Source organism: Rubrivivax soli (assembly GCF_049810355.1).
In the GTDB taxonomy this organism is placed as follows: Bacteria; Pseudomonadota; Gammaproteobacteria; order Burkholderiales; family Burkholderiaceae_C; genus Rubrivivax.
Map to the genome: position 1 here is coordinate 5,767,273 of NZ_CP187368.1, position 24,038 is coordinate 5,791,310.

16 protein-coding genes are annotated in these 24,038 nt (G+C 68.9%); 9 read left to right on the forward strand and 7 right to left on the reverse strand.

Features of this window, described 5'->3' with window-relative positions; translation table 11 throughout:
- The first annotated feature begins 28 nt into the window (after positions 1 to 28).
- The 4 genes from ACPOLB_RS26545 to ACPOLB_RS26560 all read left to right on the forward strand — a co-directional run bounded on the left by ACPOLB_RS26545 (position 29) and on the right by ACPOLB_RS26560 (position 7,233).
- The gene (locus ACPOLB_RS26545; protein WP_425259070.1) at positions 29 to 508 is read left to right on the forward strand and encodes an RNA polymerase sigma factor; all 480 of its coding nucleotides are present in this window, start codon (positions 29 to 31) and stop codon (positions 506 to 508) included.
- A 2-nt stretch (positions 509 to 510) separates the two neighbouring features.
- Complete coding sequence (locus ACPOLB_RS26550) at positions 511 to 1,578, forward strand: FecR family protein (RefSeq protein ID WP_425259071.1); 1,068 nt, start codon at positions 511 to 513, stop codon at positions 1,576 to 1,578.
- Positions 1,579 to 1,785: 207 nt separating this feature from the next.
- A complete protein-coding gene (locus tag ACPOLB_RS26555; protein ID WP_425259072.1) occupies positions 1,786 to 4,695 on the forward strand; it encodes a TonB-dependent receptor domain-containing protein in 2,910 nt (969 codons plus the stop codon).
- A gap of 135 nt (positions 4,696 to 4,830) precedes the next feature.
- Positions 4,831 to 7,233, forward strand: coding sequence for an alpha/beta hydrolase family protein (locus ACPOLB_RS26560; RefSeq protein WP_425259073.1), 2,403 nt, complete (start codon positions 4,831 to 4,833; stop codon positions 7,231 to 7,233).
- A gap of 30 nt (positions 7,234 to 7,263) precedes the next feature.
- On the opposite strand, the gene ACPOLB_RS26565 is transcribed toward ACPOLB_RS26560, so the two are convergent.
- The 4 genes from ACPOLB_RS26565 to ACPOLB_RS26580 all read right to left on the reverse strand — a co-directional run bounded on the left by ACPOLB_RS26565 (position 7,264) and on the right by ACPOLB_RS26580 (position 11,916).
- Positions 7,264 to 9,123, reverse strand: coding sequence for an ATP-binding cassette domain-containing protein (locus tag ACPOLB_RS26565; RefSeq protein ID WP_425259074.1), 1,860 nt, complete (start codon positions 9,121 to 9,123; stop codon positions 7,264 to 7,266).
- Position 9,124: 1 nt separating this feature from the next.
- Complete coding sequence (locus tag ACPOLB_RS26570) at positions 9,125 to 10,945, reverse strand: asparagine synthase-related protein (protein ID WP_425259075.1); 1,821 nt, start codon at positions 10,943 to 10,945, stop codon at positions 9,125 to 9,127.
- A 21-nt stretch (positions 10,946 to 10,966) separates the two neighbouring features.
- A complete protein-coding gene (locus ACPOLB_RS26575) occupies positions 10,967 to 11,635 on the reverse strand; it encodes a lasso peptide biosynthesis B2 protein (RefSeq protein ID WP_425259076.1) in 669 nt (222 codons plus the stop codon).
- Positions 11,636 to 11,802: 167 nt separating this feature from the next.
- Positions 11,803 to 11,916, reverse strand: coding sequence for a rubrivinodin family lasso peptide (locus ACPOLB_RS26580; RefSeq protein WP_425259077.1), 114 nt, complete (start codon positions 11,914 to 11,916; stop codon positions 11,803 to 11,805).
- A 402-nt stretch (positions 11,917 to 12,318) separates the two neighbouring features.
- Between ACPOLB_RS26580 and ACPOLB_RS26585 the strand changes: the two genes are divergently transcribed.
- The 4 genes from ACPOLB_RS26585 (at position 12,319) to ACPOLB_RS26600 (ending at position 16,208) form a co-directional block, all read left to right on the forward strand.
- Complete coding sequence (locus ACPOLB_RS26585; protein WP_425259078.1) at positions 12,319 to 13,227, forward strand: hypothetical protein; 909 nt, start codon at positions 12,319 to 12,321, stop codon at positions 13,225 to 13,227.
- Between the two features lie 124 nt (positions 13,228 to 13,351).
- Complete coding sequence (locus ACPOLB_RS26590) at positions 13,352 to 14,284, forward strand: site-specific integrase (protein WP_425259079.1); 933 nt, start codon at positions 13,352 to 13,354, stop codon at positions 14,282 to 14,284.
- Between the two features lie 32 nt (positions 14,285 to 14,316).
- Positions 14,317 to 15,528 (forward strand): DUF1173 family protein, encoded by a 1,212-nt coding sequence (locus ACPOLB_RS26595; protein ID WP_425259080.1) that lies wholly within the window; start codon positions 14,317 to 14,319, stop codon positions 15,526 to 15,528.
- A 437-nt stretch (positions 15,529 to 15,965) separates the two neighbouring features.
- Entirely contained in the window at positions 15,966 to 16,208 is a 243-nt protein-coding gene (locus ACPOLB_RS26600; protein ID WP_425259081.1) for a hypothetical protein, read from the forward strand.
- A gap of 53 nt (positions 16,209 to 16,261) precedes the next feature.
- On the opposite strand, the gene ACPOLB_RS26605 is transcribed toward ACPOLB_RS26600, so the two are convergent.
- The 3 genes from ACPOLB_RS26605 to ACPOLB_RS26615 form a co-directional block, all read right to left on the reverse strand.
- Positions 16,262 to 19,687: an AAA family ATPase gene (locus ACPOLB_RS26605; protein ID WP_425259082.1), complete on the reverse strand. Its 3,426-nt coding sequence runs from the start codon at positions 19,685 to 19,687 to the stop codon at positions 16,262 to 16,264.
- A 259-nt stretch (positions 19,688 to 19,946) separates the two neighbouring features.
- Positions 19,947 to 20,570 carry a tyrosine-type recombinase/integrase gene (locus ACPOLB_RS26610; protein WP_425259083.1) on the reverse strand — a complete coding sequence of 208 codons (624 nt, stop codon included), beginning with the start codon at positions 20,568 to 20,570 and terminating at the stop codon, positions 19,947 to 19,949.
- A gap of 326 nt (positions 20,571 to 20,896) precedes the next feature.
- Complete coding sequence (locus ACPOLB_RS26615; protein ID WP_425259084.1) at positions 20,897 to 22,234, reverse strand: cyclic nucleotide-binding domain-containing protein; 1,338 nt, start codon at positions 22,232 to 22,234, stop codon at positions 20,897 to 20,899.
- 462 nt (positions 22,235 to 22,696) lie between these two features.
- Here ACPOLB_RS26615 and ACPOLB_RS26620 point away from each other — a divergent pair, with 462 nt between their 5' ends.
- Positions 22,697 to 23,299 carry a hypothetical protein gene (locus tag ACPOLB_RS26620; protein ID WP_425259085.1) on the forward strand — a complete coding sequence of 201 codons (603 nt, stop codon included), beginning with the start codon at positions 22,697 to 22,699 and terminating at the stop codon, positions 23,297 to 23,299.
- Positions 23,300 to 24,038: the final 739 nt, after the last annotated feature.

Below are 24,038 nucleotides of genomic sequence, written 5' to 3' on the forward strand. Positions count from 1 at the left end.
TCTACCCTGGCTGTCCGCAGGCTTTCGCATGGTCAAGAAGTGGCAAGGCGTATTCTCCCGGGTTAGATCAGCCCTGATGCGCCGTGGCCGGACGGAGCACGAAGCCGACGATCTGGTTCAGGAGGCATGGATCCGGCTCGAGTGCTATCGGCGTGAGAAGCAGGTTGACGAGCCTGAGGCGTTTCTGATGCGAGCTGCGCTGAACCTGTCGATCGACGCACACCGCGCACGCCGTGCCCGTGGCGAGGAAGTCATGCTCGAAGACGTCGTGCTCGTCGATACGCAACCCAGCGTCGAGGCCGTGCTGCTGTCGCGTGAGCGCCTGCAGCGGATGAGCGTCTGCCTGGGCCGACTGAATGACAAGACCCGTACGATCTTCCTGGCCCACCGCGTCGATGGCATGAGCTACGTGCAGATTGCCAGGCTCCACGGGCTGAGTGTCAGTTCCGTCGAGAAACACGTTGCCAAGGCGACGATGCAGGTCACCAGCTGGATGGAAGGTTGGTAGTCATGGGCCAGCCGCGCGCCGCCGCCGCGGACAACGGGGAGCCGGACCTCCCGGTTCGGGTGCCGCCGGAGATCGCTGCCGAGGCAGCCGTCTGGGTGACCCGTCTGCACGGGCCTCAGCGCAGTCGCCGCATGGAACAGGAGTGCCTGGCCTGGCAGCAGCGATCCGCCGCCCATCGCGAAGCGTTCGAGCGTTGCACGGACACCTGGGAAAGCGTGCCGCGGGTCACTTTGGCCAGTGCCTACGTGGCTTCGAAGTCGCAGACCGGTGCCGAAGATCGCGGCACGTGGTACCTGGCCCCTGTGCGTTGGGCGTCGACAGTGGCCGTGGTGCTGGCCGTGGTGACTGGCGCCCTGGGGTATCAGCATTGGCGCGACGTCGGCGTCTACACCACCGGGGTGGGCGAACAGCAGATCGTGATGCTCGATGACGGCACGCGCATGACGCTGAACACCGACACGCGCGTGCGCGTCGATCTGGGGTCCCGGCAGCGCGCCGTGGCGATCACGAGCGGTGAGGCGCTGTTCGAGGTGGCCAAGGACCCCCTGCGGCCGTTTGTCGTGCACGCAGGGGGCAGCGAAGTGGTCGCGATCGGCACCGTGTTCGCGGTGCGGTTCGCTGGGCAGGGTGGTGCCGGTCGCGAGGCGCTGGCCGTGACGCTGATCGAAGGGCAGGTGGCCGTGCAAGCTGCGGCGGGCACCAGCGGGCTGGCGCCCGCCCGCACCGTGCGGCTGGTGGCCGGTGATCGTGTGCGGCTGTCCGGCAGCGAGCTCGGTCAGGCGCCGTCCGCCGAGGCCGAACTGGACAGGCCGAACCTGGAACAGGTCGTTGCCTGGAAGCGGAGCGAGGTTGTGTTTGACGACGCTTCGCTTCCGGAGGCCGTGGCCGAGATGAACCGCTACAGCCGAACGGCGATCACCTTGCTCCAGCCCTCCTCGCTCGCAGACTTGCGTGTCAGCGGCCTCTATCGCACTGGTGATACGGCGGGATTTGCCAGCGCTGTCGCTGCCTTGCATGGCTTGCAGGTACGGCAAGGCGATGGACGATTGGAGCTGATCAAGCCTCACTAGAGAAAGCACTGGCAGACCCGCACTGGACTTTCTCGTCATCTGGTTGTCACCCAATCAGCCACACAGGAAAGTCACAAGATGCGAAACGAGCGAGTCACCGAAGCGGGCTGTCGAGGGAGGTTCCTGGCCCCAGGGGTTCTGGCGTTGCTCGTGTGCGGAGCGCACGGAGCATCGTGGGCCAGTGAATCTGCAGTACCAGCTCGGCATGTGATCGAGCAACCCTCGCAGGCGCTTGCAGAATCCCTGCGATCGATCGCCAGGCAGACAGGCACTTCCGTGCTCTTCGATCCTGGGGTCGTGAGCGGCAAGACGGCGCGCGCCGTGTCGGGCAGGTTGACCGCCGTCGAGGCGATCTCGCGGGCGATCGATGGCTCGGGCATGTCGGCCGACGTCATGAAGGATGGCGCCATCGTCGTGAAGCCGGCACCGTCCACAGGCGGTGTCCCGCCGGGGTCGAGCGGTGCCAGGTCGTCACCCAACGCGTTGACGGTCGCCAGCCCTGACGCTTCGGCCGCCGCGCAACTGGCCCTTGCCACGGCCCCCCTGCAATCCGATGCCCGTGCCGCCGCGCCTGCAGGGGATGCCGAGCCTCCTGCCGAAGCCCAGCGGATCGAGATCACGGGGTCTCGTCTCAAGCGCGTCGCGGCCGAAGGGCCGGCTCCGGTGAACACCTACAGCCGGGAAGATGTGGAAAGGAGCGGTCAACCGACGCTGGAGCGCTTCCTGAGCAGCCTCAGCGAGGTGTCCGTCGCTGCGGGCGAAGGCTCGTTCGGCGCGACGGGGGGGCAGGGCACGGTGCAGCTGCGGGGCCTGCCGCTGGGGTCGACGCTCACGTTGATCAACGGTCGCCGCGTGCAGGCGGTCGGATCCTCGTCCGGCAACTACTTCAACCTCAACCTGATCCCCCTGTCTGCGGTGGAGCGCGTCGAGGTCCTGCCTGTCGGCTCATCGGCCGTGTACGGCGGTGATGCCCTGGCCGGTGTGGTGAACGTGATCCTGAAGAAGTCCATCGATGGGCTGGCGCTCGACGCGCGCCTGGGGGCTGCCAAGGGCATCGGCGATGGCAGCGTGTCGCTGGCTGGCGGCGGTGGGGACGAGCGGGGCTCGTATCTCCTGCTGGGCTCCTATTCGAAGCGGTCGGCACTCACGATGGCCGAGCGCGCATTCTTCCGGGACGCGGACTACCGGCGATTCGGTGGCAGCGATCAACGTGCGCGGACCTGTGCTCCGGGGACCGTGAGCAGCACGGACGGTTCCAACCTGCCTGGCCTGGACGCCAGCTTTGCCGGCATTCCTTCGGTCTCGGCCGGTCCCTTGCTCTCGACCGACGACTTCGTCCCGACGGCCGGCACGGCCAACCTCTGCAGCGGCCAGTCCATCGGCAAGGGCTACACCCTGGTGCACGGCCTGGAGACACTGGGGCTGCACGCCAGTGGCGAGCGCTATCTCACGGGAGCCTGGTCGATCTTCGGTGAGCTGACGCGGACCGAGGACCGACTCTCGTCCGACGAGGCGGCGCTGCTGCTGAACAACGTGCTCGTGCCGGCCAGCAATACATACAACCCTTTCGGTGTGGATGTCCGCGTGACCGGTGCGCTGGGTCCGGAGAACGGCGTGCAGACACTCGACCGCCGCACGCGCTTCACCCGTGCGCTGTTCGGCGTGCGCGGTGACCTGGGCGGTGGCTGGGACCTCGAAGTGACGGGCTCGGGTTCACGGGACAGCGGCACCAGCCGCACCTCGGGCGTCAGCGCCAATCCGGCTGCAAGGACGGCTGCCCTGGCCAGTCCCGTTGCGGAGTCCGCCCTGAATCCGTTCACGGCAGGCCGCGCGGCCAGCGACCAGGTGCTGCGGGCCATCTGGCCGGAAAGCCTGCGCACCAGCCGCGGCCAGCGCGACCAGCTGGGCGGCTTCGTGCGGGGCCCGCTGCTGAACCTGCCCGCGGGGTCGATGGACGTCATTGCCGGCGTCGAGGCGGGCCGGGACAGCTTCGAGTCCGCGATTCCGGGCGTCCTGGCGGTGGCTGCGGACAGGACGCAGCGGGCTGCCTACACCGAGCTGCGTGCACCCTTGCTGCGGTCCTCCTCGGTGGCTGCGCGAAGCTGGGACCTGGCCGTGCTGACGCTGGCGGCCCGACGGGACGCCTACAGCGACTTCGGCTCGGCCTCCACCTACCAGGCCGGGCTCGAGGTGCGGCCGGCACGAACGCTGCTGCTGCGCGCCTCGGCGGCCACGTCGTTCAAGCCGCCCACCCTGCTGCAGACCAACGTCCCCGACCAGAGCTTCCCGACCGAGGCGTTCGGTCTGGTGGACCCTGCTCGCGGCAACGAGCCCGTGGTCGGTGGCGAGGTCGTGCGATCGACCAACCCGGCACTCGAGCCGGAGCGCGGCAAGGCGTATGCGGTCGGCGCGATCTGGGAACCCGACGGCACGCTGGGCACGCGCCTGGGCATGACGGCCTGGAAGGTGCGCATCGACGGTCTGATCGGATTGGCCTTCCCGCAGGTGCTGGTGAACAACGAAGGGCTCTTTCCCGGTGTCGTGCGCCGCGGGCCGCCCACCGGCACCGAGCCGGGACCGATCACCCGGGTGCTCTGGGGCGAGGTGAACTACGGTGCGGTCGACACGTCGGGCATCGATCTCGAGGCCTCGCATGCATGGAAGGCGCTCGGGGGCACGTGGGCCCTGGCCGCGGGCGCCACGCGCACGCGTGCGTACCAGGTGGTCCTCGCGCCTGCGGCGCCGGCCGAAGACCGGCTGGGACGACGCTACTACGACTTCTGGTCACCCGCCTGGAAGGGCCGGCTGTCGGCCGGGTTCGATCAGGGCGGTTGGAGCATGGGCCTCACCAGCCGGTATGTCGGCACCTACCAGGACGGCGGCACGAGCGAGCGGCGGCTCGGCAACCTGTGGACCCACGACCTGAACGCGAGTCTGGATCTGGTCAGGCTGGGCCTTGTCTCGGGCACGACAGTGAAGGGGGCCGCAGTGTCTTTCGGCATCGTCAACGTGACCGATCGCCAGCCGGAGTTTGTCGAAGCCAACCCGTTCTACGACCCGACCCAGGCCGACTGGCGCGGGCGCTATGCCAGCGCCCGGCTGTCGGTGAACTGGTAGCGCTTCGGCGCAAGCCCCGCATTCTTCATCCCCACCGAGCACCCGGTGCGGCCGCAGGGTCAGGCGCAGCGTCGTCGCGCGTGCCTGATCCGGGCCGACCTGGACGCGGCCGAGTTCCGCAGGAGATTCCCCCCCATGTGTCTTGCTCTTCCTGCACGCCCGCTTCGGACGCGCATCGATCGGTGGCTGGCCGCCGGTTTGCGGCGCTGCGGCCGATCGTGGCTGCTCGCGCTGGCAGTTGCTGGTGCCGGGCCTGCCACGGCTGGCGTCGGGCCCACCGTCCAGGATGTCGTCGAGTTCACCCGCCTCGTTCAACCCCGCGACAGCGACGCGGACGCGCTGCAGACCCAGGTCGCGCCGGATGGCCGGCAAGCCTTCATCGTGACCCGCACGGCCGATGTCGCAGCCGGCAGGAACCTGTTCCGCATCGTGCTGCTGGACCTGGACCCCGACCGCCTGGACGCCCGGCGTGTGGCCGCCAGCAGAACGCTGCTGACCGTGGCGGCGGACCGCGATCCCTCCTACCTGGATCCAGCCATCCGGGACGTGCGCTGGGTCGGATCGCGGACGCTCGTGTTCCTGGGACGCATCGACACCGGCGTGCACCAGGCCTATCGCCTGGATGTGCGGACGGCACGACTGGCCCGCCTGACACGCGAGAGGCTGCCCATCGTCTCGTTCGCCGTGTCCGACGACCTGCAGCAGGTCGTCTACGTCGCGCAGGTTCCGAAGCCGCCTCTGGAACCGGGCGCGCGCAGTGTCGTGGTCGCCAACCAGTCGTTCTGGTCGGTGATGTTTGGACAGAACGACATGCGCGCTCAGGATCGGCAGTACCGCTACTTCGCGACCACCGGTGACGGTAGGGCGGCATCGCGACCCCTTGGCGCCGTGTTCGCCGAGCGCAGCAGCCAGGCACCCGGCGTGAGCATCTCGCCCGACGGGCGGTGGGCTCTGTTGCCCAGGTACGAGTTGGACCGACAGCTCACCTGGGCGCAGGACTACCCCTTCGTGGCCGATCTCGTCAAGCGGGCTGGGCCGTCGTTGAGCATGGATCCGATCGGGTATTTCTCGCGACCCAGGGCCTACGTCGTTCGCCGATTGGTGGCCTACCGTCTCGACGATGGGCACGAGCAACCGGTGATCGATGCACCGGATGATGCGTGGCCAGGCGTCGGACAGACACGATCGGACAGGTTGTGGCAACAGGGAGGCCGATCCGTGGTCATCGCGGGAACGCACCTGCCGCTGACGGCAGGACGCGGCAACGGTTCCCACATCGTCGAGTACTGGCCTGACACCGGGCGCATCGAAGTCATCGCGCGCCTCGAGACCCGCCTGGAGGCCGCCTATGCGGTGGCCGGCCCGCGCGACGCCTTCGTCGCGATGGACGGGGGGCGCCGACGCTGGTTCGAGCGCGCGCCCGACGGGTTCTGGAAGGAGGTCGAGCGCGCACCAGCTGCCGGTGCCGGCCGGGCGGACGGCCAGCGCAGCTGGTCGCTCCGCCTGGAGCAGGCACTGAATCAGCCTCCAGATCTGTGGGCAGTCGGACCAGAAGGGCAACGGACGCGACTGACGCAGCTGAACCCGGCGTACTCGGCCGACTCCTGGGGCACCGCCAAGGCCTACACCTGGCGTGACGGCAAAGGCCGACAGTGGGACGGCGGCCTCCTGTTGCCGTCGGGTCACGTGCCGGGGGAGCGTCATGCGCTGGTCATTCAGACCTACGGCTTTGTGCCCGATCGCTTCTACTTGGACGGCGCCAACATCGCGGATGGCGTGAGCAGCGGGTTCGCAGGCAGGGCCTTTCTGCGCGAGGGGATGATCGTGCTGGCGCTTCCCGTGGGCCCCACGACGGAGCGGCCCAACCACGAGCGCGCCGTCGTCGATGCATTTGCAGACGGCGTCCGCGGAGCGATCGAGGCCCTGGTGCGCGAGGGAATGGTCGACGTGGAGCGGATCGGGCTCATGGGCTGGAGCGCCACCGGGGAGCGCGTGCTCAACCTGGTGACATTCACGGACATCCCCATCCGCGCCGCCACTGTGTCGGACGGGGACGCCAACACGATGTTCTCGGTCGCCGTCACGTATGGCGCCGGGGACAACATGGTGACCCGCAAGGAGGCGATCAATGGCGGGCCGGCCTACGGTCCCACGCTCGAGAACTGGGTGCGCAACGACCCGGCGCTGCACACCGACTGTGTGCGTGCGGCCATGCGCATCGAGACCTACGGACCGGCGGTGCTGAACAACTGGGATGTGTACGCGCTGCTGCGCCGGCAGTACAAGGCGGCCGAGATGATCGTCATTCCGGACGGCTCGCACTCGCTGTCCCACCCTGGCGACCGCATGGTCTCGCTGCAGGGCAATGTCGACTGGTACCGCTTCTGGCTGCTGGATGCCGAACGTCTGGAGCCTCTGCTGCCGGGCGAGACAGCGGAGTCCCTGCACAGCCAGTACGCACGCTGGCGGCAGATGCATGCGCTGCGCAAGGTCGATGGCGCGCGACCTCGGTGTGCCCGACCTTCTGGTGACCGGTAGCGCTCACTGCCATCCTGGCAGTTCTTCCCGCTAAGGGCTGCACTGTGCCTGCGCTTGCCAGAGGCCGGCATAGGCACCACCCCGCGCCAGGAGGGCTGCGTGGTCACCGCACTCCACGATGCGCCCGTCCTTCAGCACGGCGATCTGCTGCGCCAGGCGAACGCTGGACAGTCGGTGCGCGATGACGATGGTGGTGCAGCCCGGCGCCGCGTAGCGCAGGCCCTGGAGCAGGGCGGCTTCTGTTGCCGCATCCAGCATCGAGGTTGCCTCGTCGAGCAGCAGCAGACGAGGACGACGGACCAATGCGCGGGCGATGGCGACACGCTGGCGCTCGCCGCCTGAAAGCAAGAGCCCGCGGTCGCCGATCCGGGTGTCGTAGCCGTCCGGCATCGCGACGATCCGATCGTGCAGCTGGGCATGGCGGGCTGCATCCTCGATCTCGCACCGCGTCGCGCTTGGCCAACCGAAGGCGATGTTGGCGGCCAGCGTGTCGTCGAGCATCAGGTTGTCCTGGAACACCACGCCTGTCATCGCGCGCAGCTGCTCCAGTGGCATCGCCGCCAGCTGAACCTCATCCAGCAGCAGACAGCCGTGCTGGGGCTCGACCAGGCGCAGCAACAGCCGGACCATTGAAGACTTGCCGCTGCCGCTGGGCCCGACCAATCCCAGCACGCTGCCCGCCGGGACATCGAGATCGATGTGCCGCAGCAGCAGGCGCGAGGTGTCGTAGCCGAAGCGCACGCCGCGCAGGCGGACTGCAGGCGCCACGCGTGCCATCCCGGCGTGGGAGGGCGACCTCTGCGACCGCAGCATGTGGGGCGCAAGGGAGCTCGTCGATCTGGGCGGGCGTTGCAGCGCGGCGCCCTGGTCAGCTGGACCGTTGACCGTCATCAGCTGCAGCAGCGGCCGCAGGAACCCCAGGGCCTGGGCGATGTCCCGTGTGGCGACGCCCACGGTTTCCAGAGGGCGCAGCATCTGCAGCAGGTACACGTTGACCAGCACGAAGCCACCGCTGGTCAGCGTGCCGGCGTGCAGGCCATCCAGCGCCAGTGCGAGCAGCGCTGCCAGGCAGGCCGCGATGCAGGCTGCGTTGGCGATGCCGAGCCGAACGTGTTGCGCACCCATGGCGCGCCAGCACGCCTGCAGTTGCCCCAGGGTCTGGTCGAGCCTGGACCGAACAGCGTGCTCCGCGCCAAGGCCCTTGACGGTCTCGGGCTGTGACAGACCTTCGGTCAGCGATGACCGCACGGCCTGCGCAGCGCTGGCGACGGATTGCGCTCGTGCGACGGTTTGCGGCGCAGCCCCGAGCTGCAGCATGAGATAGGCGAGCGCGGTTCCGGCGAACGCCAGCACGATCAAGGGCTGCCCCAGGTGGATCAGCACGCCCACCACGGTGCAGAGTTCGATGACCACAGGCAAGACGCTGCCCAACAGATGCGACAGGAGGATCTGGCTTCCGGCTGAGGCCTGGTCCAGGGCGTGCACCGGCGCGCCGGGGCGATGGGCCAGGTGGCTGGTCAAGGGCAGGCCCAGCAGCCGGTCGAAGCCGCGGCGCACCAGATTGGCGCTGAGGCGCTGTTCGGCCAGGCCGGCCGGAAGTGGGCGCAGGGCCGCGAACAGGCGAGCACCAGTCAGCGCCGCGACATAGACACCCACCAGCAGGAGCGATGAGGGTGCGCCCAGATCGACTGGCGACGCCGTGCCTGCATGGAGCGAGGATTCGTCCACGAGGGCCTTGAGCGCGAGGGGCGCCAGACCGCCGAGCAGGCCACTGGCCACGACCAGCAGCAGCGCCAGCACCAGGCGGCTGACGACGACGCGGTCGGATGCGGCGTGCAGCAGGCGAACTGCCGCCCGCAGGTCCGCCAGACTGGATCGCGATGCTGCCACGCTACGAGACCGGGACGGCCTGCGCTGCGGCGCGCCATCGCCGCAGCCAGGCTTCGACGGCGATGAGGCCATGGATCTCAGTGACATGCACGCTGGTCACGTTCGGCTTGCCCGAGAGCGCAACCTCGACCTTCTGGCGGTCGAGGAATCCGCGTGCGACGAGCTCTCCGTCGAAAAGCAGTTCGCGCGCCCACGGGAGGTTGGCGGCCAGCACGGTCTTCAGGTGCTGGTCGATGCTGCCCTTCGATCGCCGCGCTGCGATCTCTGGCGCCAGGTCGGCAGCGAAGGCGCGGCGCGCCAGTGCCCGGCCATGCCCGCCTCGGGTGAGGGCATAGGTGGGAAGCTGCAGGCAGAGTTCGATCAGTGGCTGCGACAGCAGCGGATTGACCACCGTCGGTGCACGTTCGCGCTCGTAGGGGTCGTAGTAGGCCAGCGGATGCAGGAGCATGCGGACGTGGTTCAGCTTGCCGACGGGCAGTCCTGTCGCGCGTCGGAGCGCGGGATGCAAGTAGGTGTCCCGGGGCGCGGTGCTCGCTGTCGCACCGCCCAGCAGGGCCAGCTGCCAGACGAGGACATCGCCTTCGGCGCGCAGGCCGAACCGGCTGCGGATCGCCATGGCCATGGTCCGGTAGACCGACATCTGTGCCAGCCGCGCCGCATCCATCGCGGCTCGCCATGCGCCACGGCCGAAGCCATGCACGCAAAGGAAGTCGGCCGCCGGCCACCAGGTGCGCAACTCGAAGAAGAGCTGGTCACCGCCTGCCCCCGTGAAGAGGCAGGGGGCTCCGTGGCGCTGGCTCAGCTCGGCATCTTTTGTCGATGCGGCCATCCGGCCGACGTAGGTGGCCGGTGAGGGCGTCAGCGCGACCTGCAGGACGTGGTCAAGCCGGAAGGCTTCGTCGCGTTTGCACTCGATGAGGTTCAAGTGGGCGCGCCGGGCTGCCAGTCGCGCGTAGTGGCGCTCGTCGGTGTCGGCGCCTGGCGAGTGGTAGTTCACGCACAGGACCTCGGCTGCCGTGTCCTCTCGCGTCAGGCAACCGGCCAGGATGGACGAGTCCAGCCCGCCGGACAGGCGCAGCAGGATGCGTTCCTGTCCCTCGGCCCAGGAACGCGCGCAGTACCGCACCGTGTCGCGCAGGCGAGGCGCAAGCTTCGCAGGGTCCTCGTCCAGCGTGGACCTCGCAAAGCCCAGGGCGTCCCAGAACAGCTCCCGGGTCTTTCCGGCCGGGCGCAGATGGACAGCCTCCCCCGGGAGGACGCGTTCCACGCCATCGAGCACGGTCTGGTGGTTGCCCAGTTCCCACATCTGGAGGTGAGCGGCTAGCCGCTCCCATGCGACGGCCGGCAGCGGAATCCCGGGCAAGGCGATGACGTCCTCCAGCCATGAGAACACGATGTGCACGCCCTGGTGCTCGAGCGTGAAGCAGGGGAGGGTGCCGGTCGGGTCGCGCAGGACCGTCAGCTGACTGCCCTCGCACTTCAGGAGTGCAACGTAGCGCCCCCAACAGGTGGTGACGAGGGATCGGCCGTTGTGCCGCAGCATGGCTTTGGCCTCTTCGGGCAGGATCCGGGCGTGTGCGGCAGCGTGCCCCGCGCTTTCGCATCGGTGGAACAGCCTGCCGAGGATCACGCCCTGGTCGCGACCCAAGGGGTAGACGCCATTGCCGTCCGCGCCGCCGCCGATGGTGAATACCGACAGCCCGCACAGCTGCGCAGCGGGCTTCCATGAAGGGACACGCTCGATGCCCTTGGACAACCGCTGCACGGTGTCGCGCTGTTGGGCCAGCGTGTCGTCCCAGATCAGCGCGAGGTAGCGGAACAAGCGCGTTTCTCCGCCGGATGCTCAGGCAACCAGGATCGGGGTGTAGCGGCGCACGTTCTCGTGCAGGTCGCTCAGCACGAGATCGCCGGCCTGGACCCAGGCGTGCGCCCGAAAGGGTTGCGTGGTGACGCCGATGACCCAGTTCGGGCGCCATCCTTCCGCGCCCAGGAAGCCGAGCAGGGACAGCGAGTCCTGCAGGCAGCGATCCTGCGCCGTGAGCAGGAGCGGACGAAGGCGCAGGTAGGCTGCCACGGCCACGCGCAGGGCGTGGCTGGCCGGGCCTGTTGTCTTGGCCACTCCCTGCCCGCGTCGGGTCGTGATGCGATCTGCGATCCGCTGCAGGGAGAGCAGCCGCAGGCTGAGCGCGGCAGAGGCGCTGCAGCGGACGAACCTGACGGTGCGAACCGCGTCCACCGAGACGGCGTCGACCAGTTCCTCTGCGTTGAGCGAGCGCGCAGGCTCGGCCAGCGGAGCGTTGGCATGCGCACGCGGCGCCGATGGATTGAGGCTCAGCAGACCCTGGCGCAGCAGCGGCGCGGCAAGCGCGTCGACGTCGGCCGGGCCCTGCAGCGTGGCGCCTTGCGTCGTGCCATCGGGATCGGGCCAGCCACTGACGACGGCCGCGAGTGCCGCGAATCGCGTGCCCGGGACGCCGAGGTAGCGGCTGCGCCGCAGGTCCAGCAGGATCACCTGACCATCGTGCGCGCAAGCGCGGACGTGTGGGGCCAGACAGAGACGGGCAGACATGGGGGTGCGCGGGTGGCGGGAGAAGGTGGGGCTGATCGCTGGAGAACCCGGCGCGAAGTGCGACCTCAGCCTGGGCTGCGCGCCGGGTCGGATGCCTCAGCCTGCGCGGGCTATTGGCGGTTCGGCAGCGTGACGTTCTCTTCGCTGCCCGGCAGCGCGATGCCCTTGGTCTGCTCCTTGGCATCGCCCAGGTCGACGATGTCCAGATCCATTGCTTCGTTCATGACGAACTCCTTCAGGTTGGGTTGACGTTGCGAGTGCCCTCGGCGCTGTGCTTCGGGCGAGCACAAGGTACGGGCAGGAGCTGTGTCGCTGCAATGGAAAGGCGATGTGCCATCACGCGTTCGGTCGGCCTGTGGGCGCCAACGCCGGATCTGGCCTGCACTGGCTGTGCGTTGTGAAGGAGCCGATGCAGCACCCGCGAGCGTGTCGACGTTCGGTGCAGCCTCGCGGTCAAGGGGACGATGTCGCCCTCAGACCGAACGACAGACGCGTTGCTGGGGCGGTAGTCATGAGGTACTGCGCGGCTGGATCGTCACTGTGTCATGGACCCGGCGTGCACCACGAGGACCAACGCCACAACCTGGCACATCTGCTGGCAGGCGGCGATAGGGCGTGACCTGTTGTTGGGCGACACCCTGGTCGAGCGCATCCGGGCACGGCTGCTCGATGCCCATGGGCGTCGAGGCCGGGAACTGGTCGACTACTTGCTGGCGCCGACCGAGATCCACGTGCTGTCGAGGCTCGCACACGACGATTCGCCGGGTGACCTGGCCCGTGCGGTCGCCAACATCGTTGCGCGTTGGGTCCGCGAGGCCCAGGCCGTGCGTGGGCCGGTGTTTGCCGGGCGCTACCGGGCGCACCGCGTTGTTTCGGATGCTGCGGTGCGCGCCGAAGTGCGGATGCTGGCCTGGCGTCCGGTCGCACTGGGCGTGTGCACCGCTCCATCGCACCATGCGAACTCGGCGCTGCGCACCGCGCTGGGCCTGCGACGGGCCATGGGCTTCGACGCACGGCCGCTGCTGGAGCTCTTCGGCGAGCCCGTGCCAGCCGCGCGCAAGGCTCTGCGGGCCTGTCTGGCCCAGCGGCCCAGTGCGATGGAGCTGCGCCAATGGGAACTGGCGCGTGGCCTGGCCCTGGCGGTCGGCAGCGTCGGCCCGATGCAGTCGATGGCACGCGAGGTGCGGGGCGCGGCGGCGGCGCTGGTGGCGGCCGGCGGTGCGGACGGCATCGATGGTGCGCTACGCATCCTGGAACGCTGGGTGCTCACCCGACTGGGAGTGCGCGGTGGGGTCGGCCTGGCCGGTACACCGGGGGCGATCGGTGCACGAGGGCGGGCGCTGGTGGCCTGCCTGGCGATGGACATCGGCCTGTGCCCTGCGGCGTCGGTCGCGCGCCACTTCCAGCGTGCCAAGGCCACGCTCAGTGAACAGATGCAGGCGTGCCGCCAACGGCCAGAGGACCGGCAGATCCTGTCGACGCCGAGGAACCGCCTCGTCGACGAAGCGATCGCGCTGTCGATGCGGCCGGGATGATTGCGGCGCGTTCGCGCGTCCAGGTGGAAGGGCAGGGTTCGGGGACGGGCAGGAGTTCCCCCTGAATTCGGGACACGGCCGGTCAGCGACCGTCCATCTGCTTCGGCAGTCTTGGGGAGCAGCGATGGATCAGAGGCTCGAGAAGGTGGATCAGCGCCGGCAGGACGTCCAACTGCTGCGAGAAGTGCTCAGCGGCGATCCTTATGAGCTCGTGGCGCAGCGATGGGGATTGTCGCGGTCGGCCGTCGACCGGCGCGTCAAGTGCCTGGCGATCCAGCTCACCCAGGTCGTGGGCGTGGCGGGCCTGCAGCAGAGCGGGGCTGCTTGCGTGAAGCGTTTGCGGACGCACAGGGAGGCGATCCTGCAGGCGCTGGAGCACTTCGAACCCGCCGAGGTACGACCTCAGCGCGAGGCCCGCGTGCTGGCGCCGGACGAGATCGATCTGGGCGCGCGCCGCGTGCGCGGCCGGTCAGCACGGTCGATGCACGACCTGGCGCTCTATCACCTGTCCTTCGCGACCGGCCTGCGTCCGCTGGAGGTTGCGCGCCTGACGGTGGGGGACTATCTCCTGGAGGACGGCAGCGTGCGGCGAGAGTCGAGGGTGCGCGCCGAGGTTGCCATCAATGGCAAGGAACGACCGCTGTTCTTCATCCACCGTCGTCTCGACGAGGCGCTCGGCGCCTACCTCGAGGAGCGGATCCGTGCCGGCCATGGTCTTGGCGCCGCCGAGCACTGGCGCGGCCTGGATCCGCACGGCCCGCTGTTCCTGGGCGCGGAGGGCGAGGTCTATCCGATCACGCCGAACGGCGGCGAGGGCCAGAACCGCACCGTCTGCCGTCCCCTGCTGGAGATCTACCGCAAGATCTTCCGCCAGGCCGACATACCGGGTCTGTGCACGCAGTCGGCACGGCTGACCCTGATGGCACGGATGTACGAGCGTGGCGCCGACGAGGACCAGGTCGGGCTGGTGCTGGGCATCGCCGACCGAAGTGCCGTGCGCGAGCAGCTGCCAAGGCCGCGACCCGAGCTGGCCAAGGTGCTGGAGGAGCTGGCATGACACGGCGCGCGTGCTGAAGGGCTGCGACGGCGATGGAGTCGGCGGTGGACGGGCAGCGCTTTGCGATCGGTGGACGCGTGGTCGACGCCGACGACCCGCAGTTGCAGGACCTGCTGGCACAGGCCTACGAGGCGCCGGGCCGGCCGCGCTGCCTGTGCGTGGCAGGCGGCGTCGAGATGTACGTCGCCTTCCATCGCCACTTCCAGATCAAGCGCATGCCCGAGACCGGGGACCGGCACCACCCCGCTTGCCCGAGCTACGAGCCGGGGCCTGCGATGTCGGGCCTGGGCGAACTGGTCGGCGAGGCCGTCGTCCAGCTGAATCCGGAACGGGTGGAACTGCACGTGGACTTCCCGTGGGCGCGTGTGCCCGGGCGGGCTGGCGTGAGCCGCGAGCCTGCCGAGCCGTCGGAGGTCGGCCGCACCCAGCGCCGGATGAGCCTGCGGGCGCTGATGCACTTCCTGTTCGAGCGGGCCGGCTTCAACCGCTGGTCGCCGGCCATGGCCGGGAAGCGCAACCAGGCGGTGCTTCACAAGTACCTGATGCAGGCCGCCGAGGCGATCCAGGTGAAGGGCGAGCCGCTGTCGAACCGGCTGTACGTGCCGGAAGCCTTCAGCGAGTCCGCGAGGGCCGAGCAGGCCGAACGGCGCCGTGCCCGGCTGTCGATGCTGCAGCCGAATGACGGTCGACAGCCGCTGGCGGTGGTTCTTGGCGAGTTGAAAGGCTGGGAGTCGGCACCCGCGGGCGCGCGCATCTGGATCCGCCACATGCCGGACGCCCCCTTGCTGGCAGACGCGCGGACCTGGGCGCGGGTGCAGCGCGGCTTCGCGCCGCTCTTCGAGGCGCTCGACTCGGACGGCGGGCGAGGGCTGCGTCTCGTGCTGGCGGCGCTGATCCGTGCACGCCGAGAGCACACCTACGAGATCGACCTTGCCAGCCTGATGCTGACCAGCGAGGGGTGGATTCCGCTGGAGGGGGTGCACGAGGTGCCGCTGATCCGGGCGCTGGTGGCGCAGGGGCGGCGATTTGTGAAGCCGCTGCGCTATGACGCAAGAACGGCGGCGGGGTTTGCGAACGCGATCCTGCTGGACGTGGGGGCTGACCCGGCTCCGATGCATGTCCTGAGCCCGTTCATGACGCCGGCCGACCGGGATACCAAACTGCAAGCGGTCCGAGCAGCCGGTGGAGGAGGGTGGGTGATGGATGGGGCCATGCCCGAGCTGCCGCTGAGGACTCGTCAGTGACTTTCTGGAATTCGATGGGCCGCAGCGGTACTCGAAGCAGTGCGCGACCCGTCGAAGAGGGGCCGCGACGATCGCTCCGCATGTGCACTGCGTGCGTCCGGCTCGCCCGCTGGCTGCCACTGTCGCGGCCCTCGTTTGAAGTGTGAAGTGCATTCGTCATCCGCGGGATCACCCGGAAGTGGTGGGTGGGGATCCCTCCTTAGGGGGCGTGTGGGCAAGCCAGCGACCGTTCGAATCCGCCAATCGGTGCGGCCACTCGGGCTCGGCGCTAGATCGGCGGCTCTGGCCGCAAGCAGCCTGACGCGGGTTGGCACCACCAATGACCGCTGCGCGTTCGTTACCGGCCAGCCGACCGACGCTGCCAGTGAGGCGGTGGCCGAACGACCGCTCTCGTCAGCGGCGAACTGGTACTCCCGACCCAAAGGAGCCGACGGCGGGTGTCTCAGCGAGCGACCGGTCTACCCTGGAACTCGACCTTCGCCGACGCCGCGGAGAAAGTCAGGGACGTCGCCAGCGGTCAGACGCAGGTGGCGATCACCGGCCTGGTGACGCTGCTTGGCCCGGCCATGATGGCTCTGTCCGATGGCGAGCAGCAGGGGGTCATCGCCGGCATTGCGGCGGGCGCGGCCGCGGTCCGCACGAGCGTCATGCTGCCGTCGCCGCTGCAGCGCATGCTGTAACGCAGGGGCGGACTCGGAGCTGGGCCCGCACGCCCGGCTCAGGCGCCGCTGGCTCAGCGATCCCCCGTAGCCTGCCGCTCGGCCAGCGCTTCGACCACGTCGCGGTGCCAGGGGATGGTGTTGCGCACCCGGTCCCTGACCACCGGGTCGCTGAAGCCGATCAGGCGCTGCTCCAGTTCAGCGCTCGCCAGTGCCAGCTGGCCGGCGGCGGCGGGGTGGCGGGCACGGTGCAGCACGCGCCAGGCGGCCAGGCGGGCCGCAAGCCCGAAGTCGGCCGTGTCCAGGGCGTTGACAGCATTCAGAAACGGCAGTTCGGCCAGCACGGCCTGCAGGCCGGCGTCACCGTCTCCGGCCCGGCCCGATGCCGCCGTGGCGTCGGCCAGCCGCAGCCGCACCGCACGGGCGCCGGTCTCGTCGGCCCGCGCGAGCAGGGCCGCGGCGGTGTCTTGCCAGAGCGCCACCGCAGCGTCCGCCCGGCCATCCCGCCACAGGGCCTCGGCCTGCACGGCTCGGCACTCTAGGGCGCTCACCGTGTCCTTCATCGTGCTGAAGCTGTCGCCGCTCGCCTGGGCCTCGCGCTCTGCCGCGTCCCATTGCTGCGCCTGCAATTGCAGCCGTGCGCGCAGCCAGCTGGCAGCGGTGGCCTGGTATGCCAGGCCAAACTCGGCGGCGCGACGTCCCATCTCGTCAATGTGGATGGCAGCCGCGGGCAGATCGGCGCACAACAGGGCCCACTCTGCCATGCTGTCACGGCACTGGCACTCGAGCCTGGGTGCCTGCAGGCGGACTGCGGCTTCCAGGGCCCGACTCAGCACTCCGTCCTGAGCCGTGTGGTTGTTCGTGACACTGTGCAGTTCGCTCTCGATCAACAACATCTGAGGTTCGTAGACACCGTCTTCGCTGCTCAACATGCGCTCCCGCGCCAAAACAGCCCAGTACGATGCGGACGCCAATTCGCGGCGCGCCACGTCCAACTCGCGACGTTCGATGGCCATCCAGGCCAGGTTGCCTCTGCACAAGGCGGCCGGGCGCGCCGCATCGATGCGCTCTGCCAGTTCGGCGCCCCGGCGCGCTGCTGCCTCTGCCAACTCCAGCCTTCCCGTGCGGTAGGCGAGCAGGCTCTGCCCGCACAGCGCCAGTGCCACCCACGGGGGTTCGTCCTGTGCTTCGCACCAAGCTAGCTCGTGTTCGAGGGCCTTTGCCTGCTCATCCCGCATCCCGAGGTTGTCATAGACCCGGCTTCTTCGGGCCAGCAGCTTGTGCCGCAGCTTTGGCGGTGCCGGCTCGGCAGCCAGTGCCAGCTGGGCCTCGGCCAAGTTCAGGTAGTGCAACGAAGTCTTGTAGGCGTGGCGAAGGACCACGGACTCCGACGCGCGCTCGAACCAGCTCGCCGCCTGCACATGCTCCCCCGCCCGCGCATGGTGTTCGCCCGTGATCGCCAGGTACTCGTCGCTGCGGTCACCCGCCCGCTGCGTCAGCCAGGCGGCGGCGCGGGCATGCGCTGCGCGCTTGTGCGGCTTGAGCACGGTGTCGTAGCTCACCTGGTGCAGCAGGTGGTGCTGGAAGGCCTGTTCGTCGGTGTCGTCGAAGGCGCTGGTGGGCCGCTGCTGCACCAGCGCCTTGCGCTGCAGCGCGGGCAGCGCGTGCGGGCCGCGCGCGTCCAGCGCCTGCAAGGCATCGTCCCAGAACACCGGGCCGATGACGCTGGCCATCTGCAGCGCGTTGAGCGCTGCGGGGTCCAGCGCATCCAGGCGCGCCTGCAGCACGCCGGTTAGCGTGGTGGGCAGCCGCTTGGCGTCCAGGCGGTCGGCGTGAAAGCGCCAGTCCCCCAGGCCCTGGGTGGCGCCGTCGTTGGGGGTGATCACGCCCTGGTCCAGCAGCATGCCCACCAGTTCTTCGGCGTAGAAGGGGTTGCCCTCGGCACGGCGCTGGATCAGCTCGGCCAGTTCCAGGGGCACCGGGTCCAGCCGCGCCAGCAACGAGCGGGCCAGCGCGCTGGTCTGCGGCGCGTCCAGCGGCTGCAGCGCTAGGCGTTCGTGCGCGGGCAGGCCGTCGCCCCAGCCGGGCACGCGCTCCAGCAGCGCCGGGCGCGCGCACAGCAAGGCCAGGAGCGGGCCGCGAGCGGCTTGCAGCAGGGCCGCCAGCGCATCCAGCGAGGCGTCGTCGGCCCATTGCAGGTCGTCCAGCAACAGCACCACCGGCGAGCCGTCGCTGGCCGCCAGGCGCTCAAGCCACAGGCGCAGCGCCGTGAGGCCCCGGTCGCGCAGCAGCCGGCTGTCGCCGCCCAGGCGCCGCAAGGCGGTGGAGGCCGAGAAGTCCAGCCCGATGAGATGACCCAGCAGTTCGGGCCCGGGGTCATTGGGCTGGACCAACCACGGTGCAAGACCTTCGACGAGCTTGCTGCGGGCGACGTCGGCGCTGTCGCTGTCGGCGATCTCCAGCCGCCTTGACAGCAGGTCGCGCAGCAGGCCGTAGGGCTGCAGCGCGCCCGAGGGCTGGCTGCGCGCGGGCATCAGCCACCAGGTGGAAGGGTGCGCCGAGAGGATGTGCTGGAACTCCTGCAGCAGCCGGCTCTTGCCCAGCCCGGCGTCGGCGACCAGCGTCAGGGTGTGCGGCGTGCGGCGGGTCAGCACGGCGTCGAGCACCGCCTCGAAGCGGGCCAGTTCGGCCTGGCGGCCGACCAGCGGTGTCTCCTGGCCCTGCACACCCCGCGCGTGAAGCCGGAAGGCGCGGGGCTTGGCCCCGAGCACCAGCCAGCTGGCGATGGGCGCCTCCACGCCCTTCACGGCCAGCGGCGGCTGCACCCGGGCATCGAACAGGCCGCGCACCAGGGCCCAGGTGTCCTGGCTGATGCGCAGCGTGCCGGCTGACGTGGCCTGCTCCAGCCGCGCGGCGATGTTGACGGCCAGACCGCTCAGGCTCTTGTCGTTCTCGACGCCGCCGCCGCGAACCACCGCGCCAGTGTGTATGCCCACGCGGGCGTTGAAGCCGTCGTGGCCGTGCATGCGCAGCACGTCGTCGCCGCGCCGGGCAGCCTCGGCCAGCAGGGCCAGGCCGCAGTGCACGGCGCGCTCGGCGTCGTCTTCGCGCGTGCCGGCCGTGTCATGTGCGCCGAACGAGGCCTTCATGCTGTCGCCGGCATAGCGCAGCACCTGGCCGCCGTGGTGCGTGACGATGTCGGCGAAGGCCGCCAGTGCGCTGTCGATCACCGCCTGCACTTCTTCCGGATCCAGCCGCTGGATGAGCTGCGTGCTGCCGACGATATCCAGGAACAGCACGCTGACCTGGCGCAGGCGGCGCGCGGGCTCGGTCGGCACCGGCTGTGCGGCGGGCGCGGGCTGCGCGTCGAGCACTGCCAGGCGCTCGAGCAGAGGAGCCAGCGCCGCGTCCACCAGCGCATCGCCGAGTGCCGGGCGGTGCGATTGCAGTTCAGCGATGGCGGCTTCCAGGGCGGGGCGGGGATCGAGGGGCACAGGCATCGCGGCAGTTTAGGGGCGGCCTGTACGGGTGGCGCTTGCCCGGGGCGCCGGTGGGAGAGGCGGCCATCCGCTTCGGGCCTGCTCTTGCGGCCGCCCATCGAAGGCGGCTGTACTTTGAAACCGGTCGTCGGCAAGGCACATTTCTGGCAGATCGGATGACTGGAAATGGCCGAGAGCGCCCAGTCGTCCGCCCGCCACATAGCTGACGTTGGAGAAGGCCACCCGTAGTCAACGCCCTGGGTGGCCACCTGCAGCCGCCTTAGATCTCCGTCTGCTCGGAGATCTCCAAGGCATCATCGACCTCGATGCCAAGGTATCGGACTGTCGACTCGAGCTTCGAATGCCCCAGCAGTAGTTGCACTGCACGCAGGTTCTTGGTGCGCCGGTAGATCAACATTGCCTTGGTCCGGCGCATCGAGTGCGTCCCGTACTCGGCGCGGTCCAGTCCCAGTTCGTCGACCCGGTGTCCGAGGATCCTGGCGTACTGCCGGGTCCCTAACTGCGGTGAGTCGTGCAGCCGGCTGGGGAACAAATAGTCCTCCGGCCTCAGTCCAGCCTGCTTGATCCAGGCCTGCAGGGCTTCACGAGCGGCCTGCGTGATCTCGAACTGCACCGGGCGCTGCGACTTGTGCTGCATGACGACGGCACGCGTCGCCGCCTGGTCGCCATGGCATACGTCCCGAACCTTGATCGCTACGAGGTCGCATCCCCGAAGCTTGCTGTCGATGCCCAGGTTGAGGAGCGCGAGTTCTCGCACCCGGCTCTCCATCTGCAGCCTCACGCGCAGCGCCCAGATGTCCTTGAGCTTGAACGTCGCCTTCTGCCCAACGATCTCGACCCGGTTCCACCGCTCGCGATGAGCGGCATTGCCTATGGTTCCCATGATGGTCTCCCATCGAGTTGAGGGCCACACAGGATGCGCGCTCGGCCTGGTGCGCCGCCGTCTTCGCTGAGCTACTCAACGGGGGGACAGTCCCGGGTACAGCTGAATGTCAACTTCCGGGCGCAGCCGCGAACTCACGGAGTCGGCCGCGAGCCGACAGTGGTGACCGTCCGCTCTCTGGCGGTCGAACTCATCGCTACCTGCAGACCGCTGAAGTCCTTGACCGGCGCGACAGCAACGCAGTTGTTTGCTCGCACGGAATTTGATTGTGTGAGTTCCCACGGTGCAACCAGCGCGCCCGCTAAAGGCACATCCAGGGACAACCTTCAGTTCCAAAGCACCAGTCGTTCGGGCTCACCGGTGCTGCCGACGAAACACGACATCGACACCCGAGGGCCGCCGCTGGAGGCTCGGACCGCGTGCACGCGGTTGGACAGCATTAAGACCAGTTCGCCCACCCCGGGCTTGATCAGCGCTGCGGAGGGCGGCAGTTTGGTGCTGTCGAGGAAGTCATAGTCGCCGGTGTAGAGCTCAGCCACCTGCGCCTCATTGGGAATCAGGTCCCAGATCTCCAGTTCTCCGCCACCACGCGGTGTACGCAAATACACATTGACGGTCATCTGCGCCAGTAACCGTGTCGCCACCTCGTCGGTGGTCTCACGGGCCAGGATGTCCTGATGCGGCGGCAGGCTGTGCCCGTCCTCGAAGAGACGCGAAGTACCGACGAACATCTTGCGCCCGCCGAGGCTTGCCAAGCCAGCGCCGCCCGGCCAGTGTTCGTCGAGCTCCAGCCGAAGTCGGTCGATGGGGATCAGCAGCGGTGCGCACACTCTGCGGATTTCGGCAATGGTGGGCACGGCCTGGTCGAAGTAGTGCTCGAGCCGCTCGGCATCGCCGCGAGTCTCAAAGTATGAGTAGCCAACGCGCTGCACACCGACATCGGGTGCGATGCTGTACCGCGAAAAACCTGGATGACGCAGCAACTTGCGGCACAGTTGCTGGCACTGCCGGGAGGTGTACCAGCCAGGTACCCGCACCGCGAGCACGCGGCCGTCGATGATGTCACGCAGGTCAGAGAGATGGATCGCGTCGCGCACGACGACCTGCGGGCGGTCAGCGGTGAGCGTGGGGCTGGTGGTGACGACGCCCTGCGAAGAGGGTGCGGCGCTGCCGTCGTCGTCGCTGAGCAGGTCGAGCAGCAGCGCGTTGTTCGACCGCAGGCGCTGTGCCAGCACGGCGGCCAGCGCCAGCCCGAGACGGCCGTTGGCCGCGGCGTCGCCCTCGACCCAGTCGATGCCGACAATGACACTGCGCTCGTGCGCCCGCACCGATGCCGATCGTCCACCCCCCAGCAGGAACGACACCTCGCCGAAGACGCCGCCCGGTCCGAACCGGCCGAGGGTCTGCTCGTGTCCGTCCACACCCTGGACAACCACGTCCAGCGAGCCGCTCTGAACGACAAAGAGCCGGCGGCCTGCGTCACCCATTCGGAACAGCCAGTCCCCGGTCTTCAACTCGATTCGCTCGCCCGCCTCAAGCAGTACGGCGAGTGAGTCGTCGCCGGTCCGAACATGGGTCGGCAGCTTGGCGACACTGTCGTGAAGATCGGTTGCGACGCCACCGAGGAATGCCTGCGCCACTGGGAGTTTGAAATTGGGTTTCATTCGCCGCACTCTAAGCAGCCGCCTACTCCGCGCCCAGCGCTTCTTCCCCCACTTGTCAGCCGCGCCTTGCGCAGCTAACCGTCGCATTCATCGACTGTGTCGATCGACCGTTTGAGGGCAGCGGGATTGTGATGTCGCGTGTGTCGCAGAAGGGTCGCGTCAGTATTCAATCTTCGGATGCAGCCCTTCTCAGCCGGGTGTTCCGCGGGGCGTCGGACGCGGCGGCTAGATGACACCGCTGAAGCAACCTCACCGGGCCTGACCCCCTTGGCGCAGAGCTTCTTGGCAGAGAACCGCCTGTGAGCTCGTCCTGACACTCGCCCCCGATTCAGGGGGGGGCGTGGGTTTGTGCCCTGCGTGAGTCCGATAGAAAGTGCCACAACCTGTCTCGGTGCGGCATGTCTGGGGGCCAAGGGACGCTGACTGTTCGCCGGTTCAGATGACTCAACACAGGAGGCTTCCTTGCGCGCAACCCGTTCCCCGTCTTCCCGTTCGATCCGAGCGCTGGCCGCCGCGGCGTTCGCCAGCGCGCTGGCCGCGGCCGGCCCGGCACTCGCAGGGCAGAATCTGCAGTTCATCGCCGATGGCGTGCCCTCGGCCAATACAGCCGCACCGCCGGCGACGGCGGACTTCGCAGCTTGGTGCGCTGGGCGCTGCTTCCCGACGACGCAGTTCCCGGTCTACGACCCGGGCAACCGCCAGCCCAAGGGCATCGCTCGCGTTTGGGGGCGCGACTTCGTCTTCGGCGCTGGAGGCTCGCTGTGTTTCTCGGAGTTCATTACCTTCTCGCTGGACCAGGGTGAGCTGCACATCGCGTCGGGACCCAACGGTACCTGCGGCGCGCCGATCGACCCAGCTCTGAAGCCGCCCCGGTACGTCGAGCTAGGCGCGACGGTGGTAATCGCCGGCGGCGGCGACGGTGCCGTCCTCGGCGGTACTGGCAGCTACGCCGGTTGGAGCGGTACCTTCAGCGATCGCGTGTTCGTTGGCTTCGGGGCGCCCACCAGCGGCGTGGGCGGCATCGTTTACTACGACCAGCTCTGGTTCAGCATCAGCCGCAAATAGCTGCCGCCGTCAGTCACGCGCCGACACCGCGGCGCAGTCGTTCACGGCTTTGCCGCGGTCCACGGTGATGCGCGGTTGAGCCGCCCAGCAGCTTGCCGGGTCCGGCGGCCGTCAACCACGAACACGCCGTGCCCGTACGGCGGCGCGGGCAACGAGGACTTCGCGCCTACTGGAAAGTTCGGCGGGCACTGATGCCTGCGAGCGGCCCTGCGTACCGCGGTCGCACAGCTGGGACACGCCCGCAATGCATCGGCTTTGGGGGCAAGCAAGCTTCACCGCCCTCGTGTTGATGAGACTTTACGGACCAACGGCACGGCCGATTGTGTCCTGCGCGCCCCAGCAAGACACCTCCGCAAACTGTCGAGCTTGTGAATTGAGCGACTGCTTTCGGGTTTCGTATGTCGGGCGCTCTGTGACTGCCTCGGGTCGGAAGTACCTGTTCGCGCCGTCAGGAAGCGGTCTCTGAGACCTCGACCTGGCTAGTGAGGTCCTGCGACCGCTGCACCTCGCAAAGCGGCCTTTAACACCTTTACTGGTTGCCGGGCCGAGGGTCCGCTTGGTGCTGGCCACCGTGAGTAGAGCAGCGAGGGCCGACGGACCGCAACCGCTGCACAGCGGTCGCTCAAACATAGGCAGATGCCGGCACCGTCACTTCGTTCTGACGGGTTGCTCTCCGCGCCCCGATGAATTCGAGGGCGGGTTGGCCCACCGCACGAACCTCCGGATGCTGCTGCGAGGA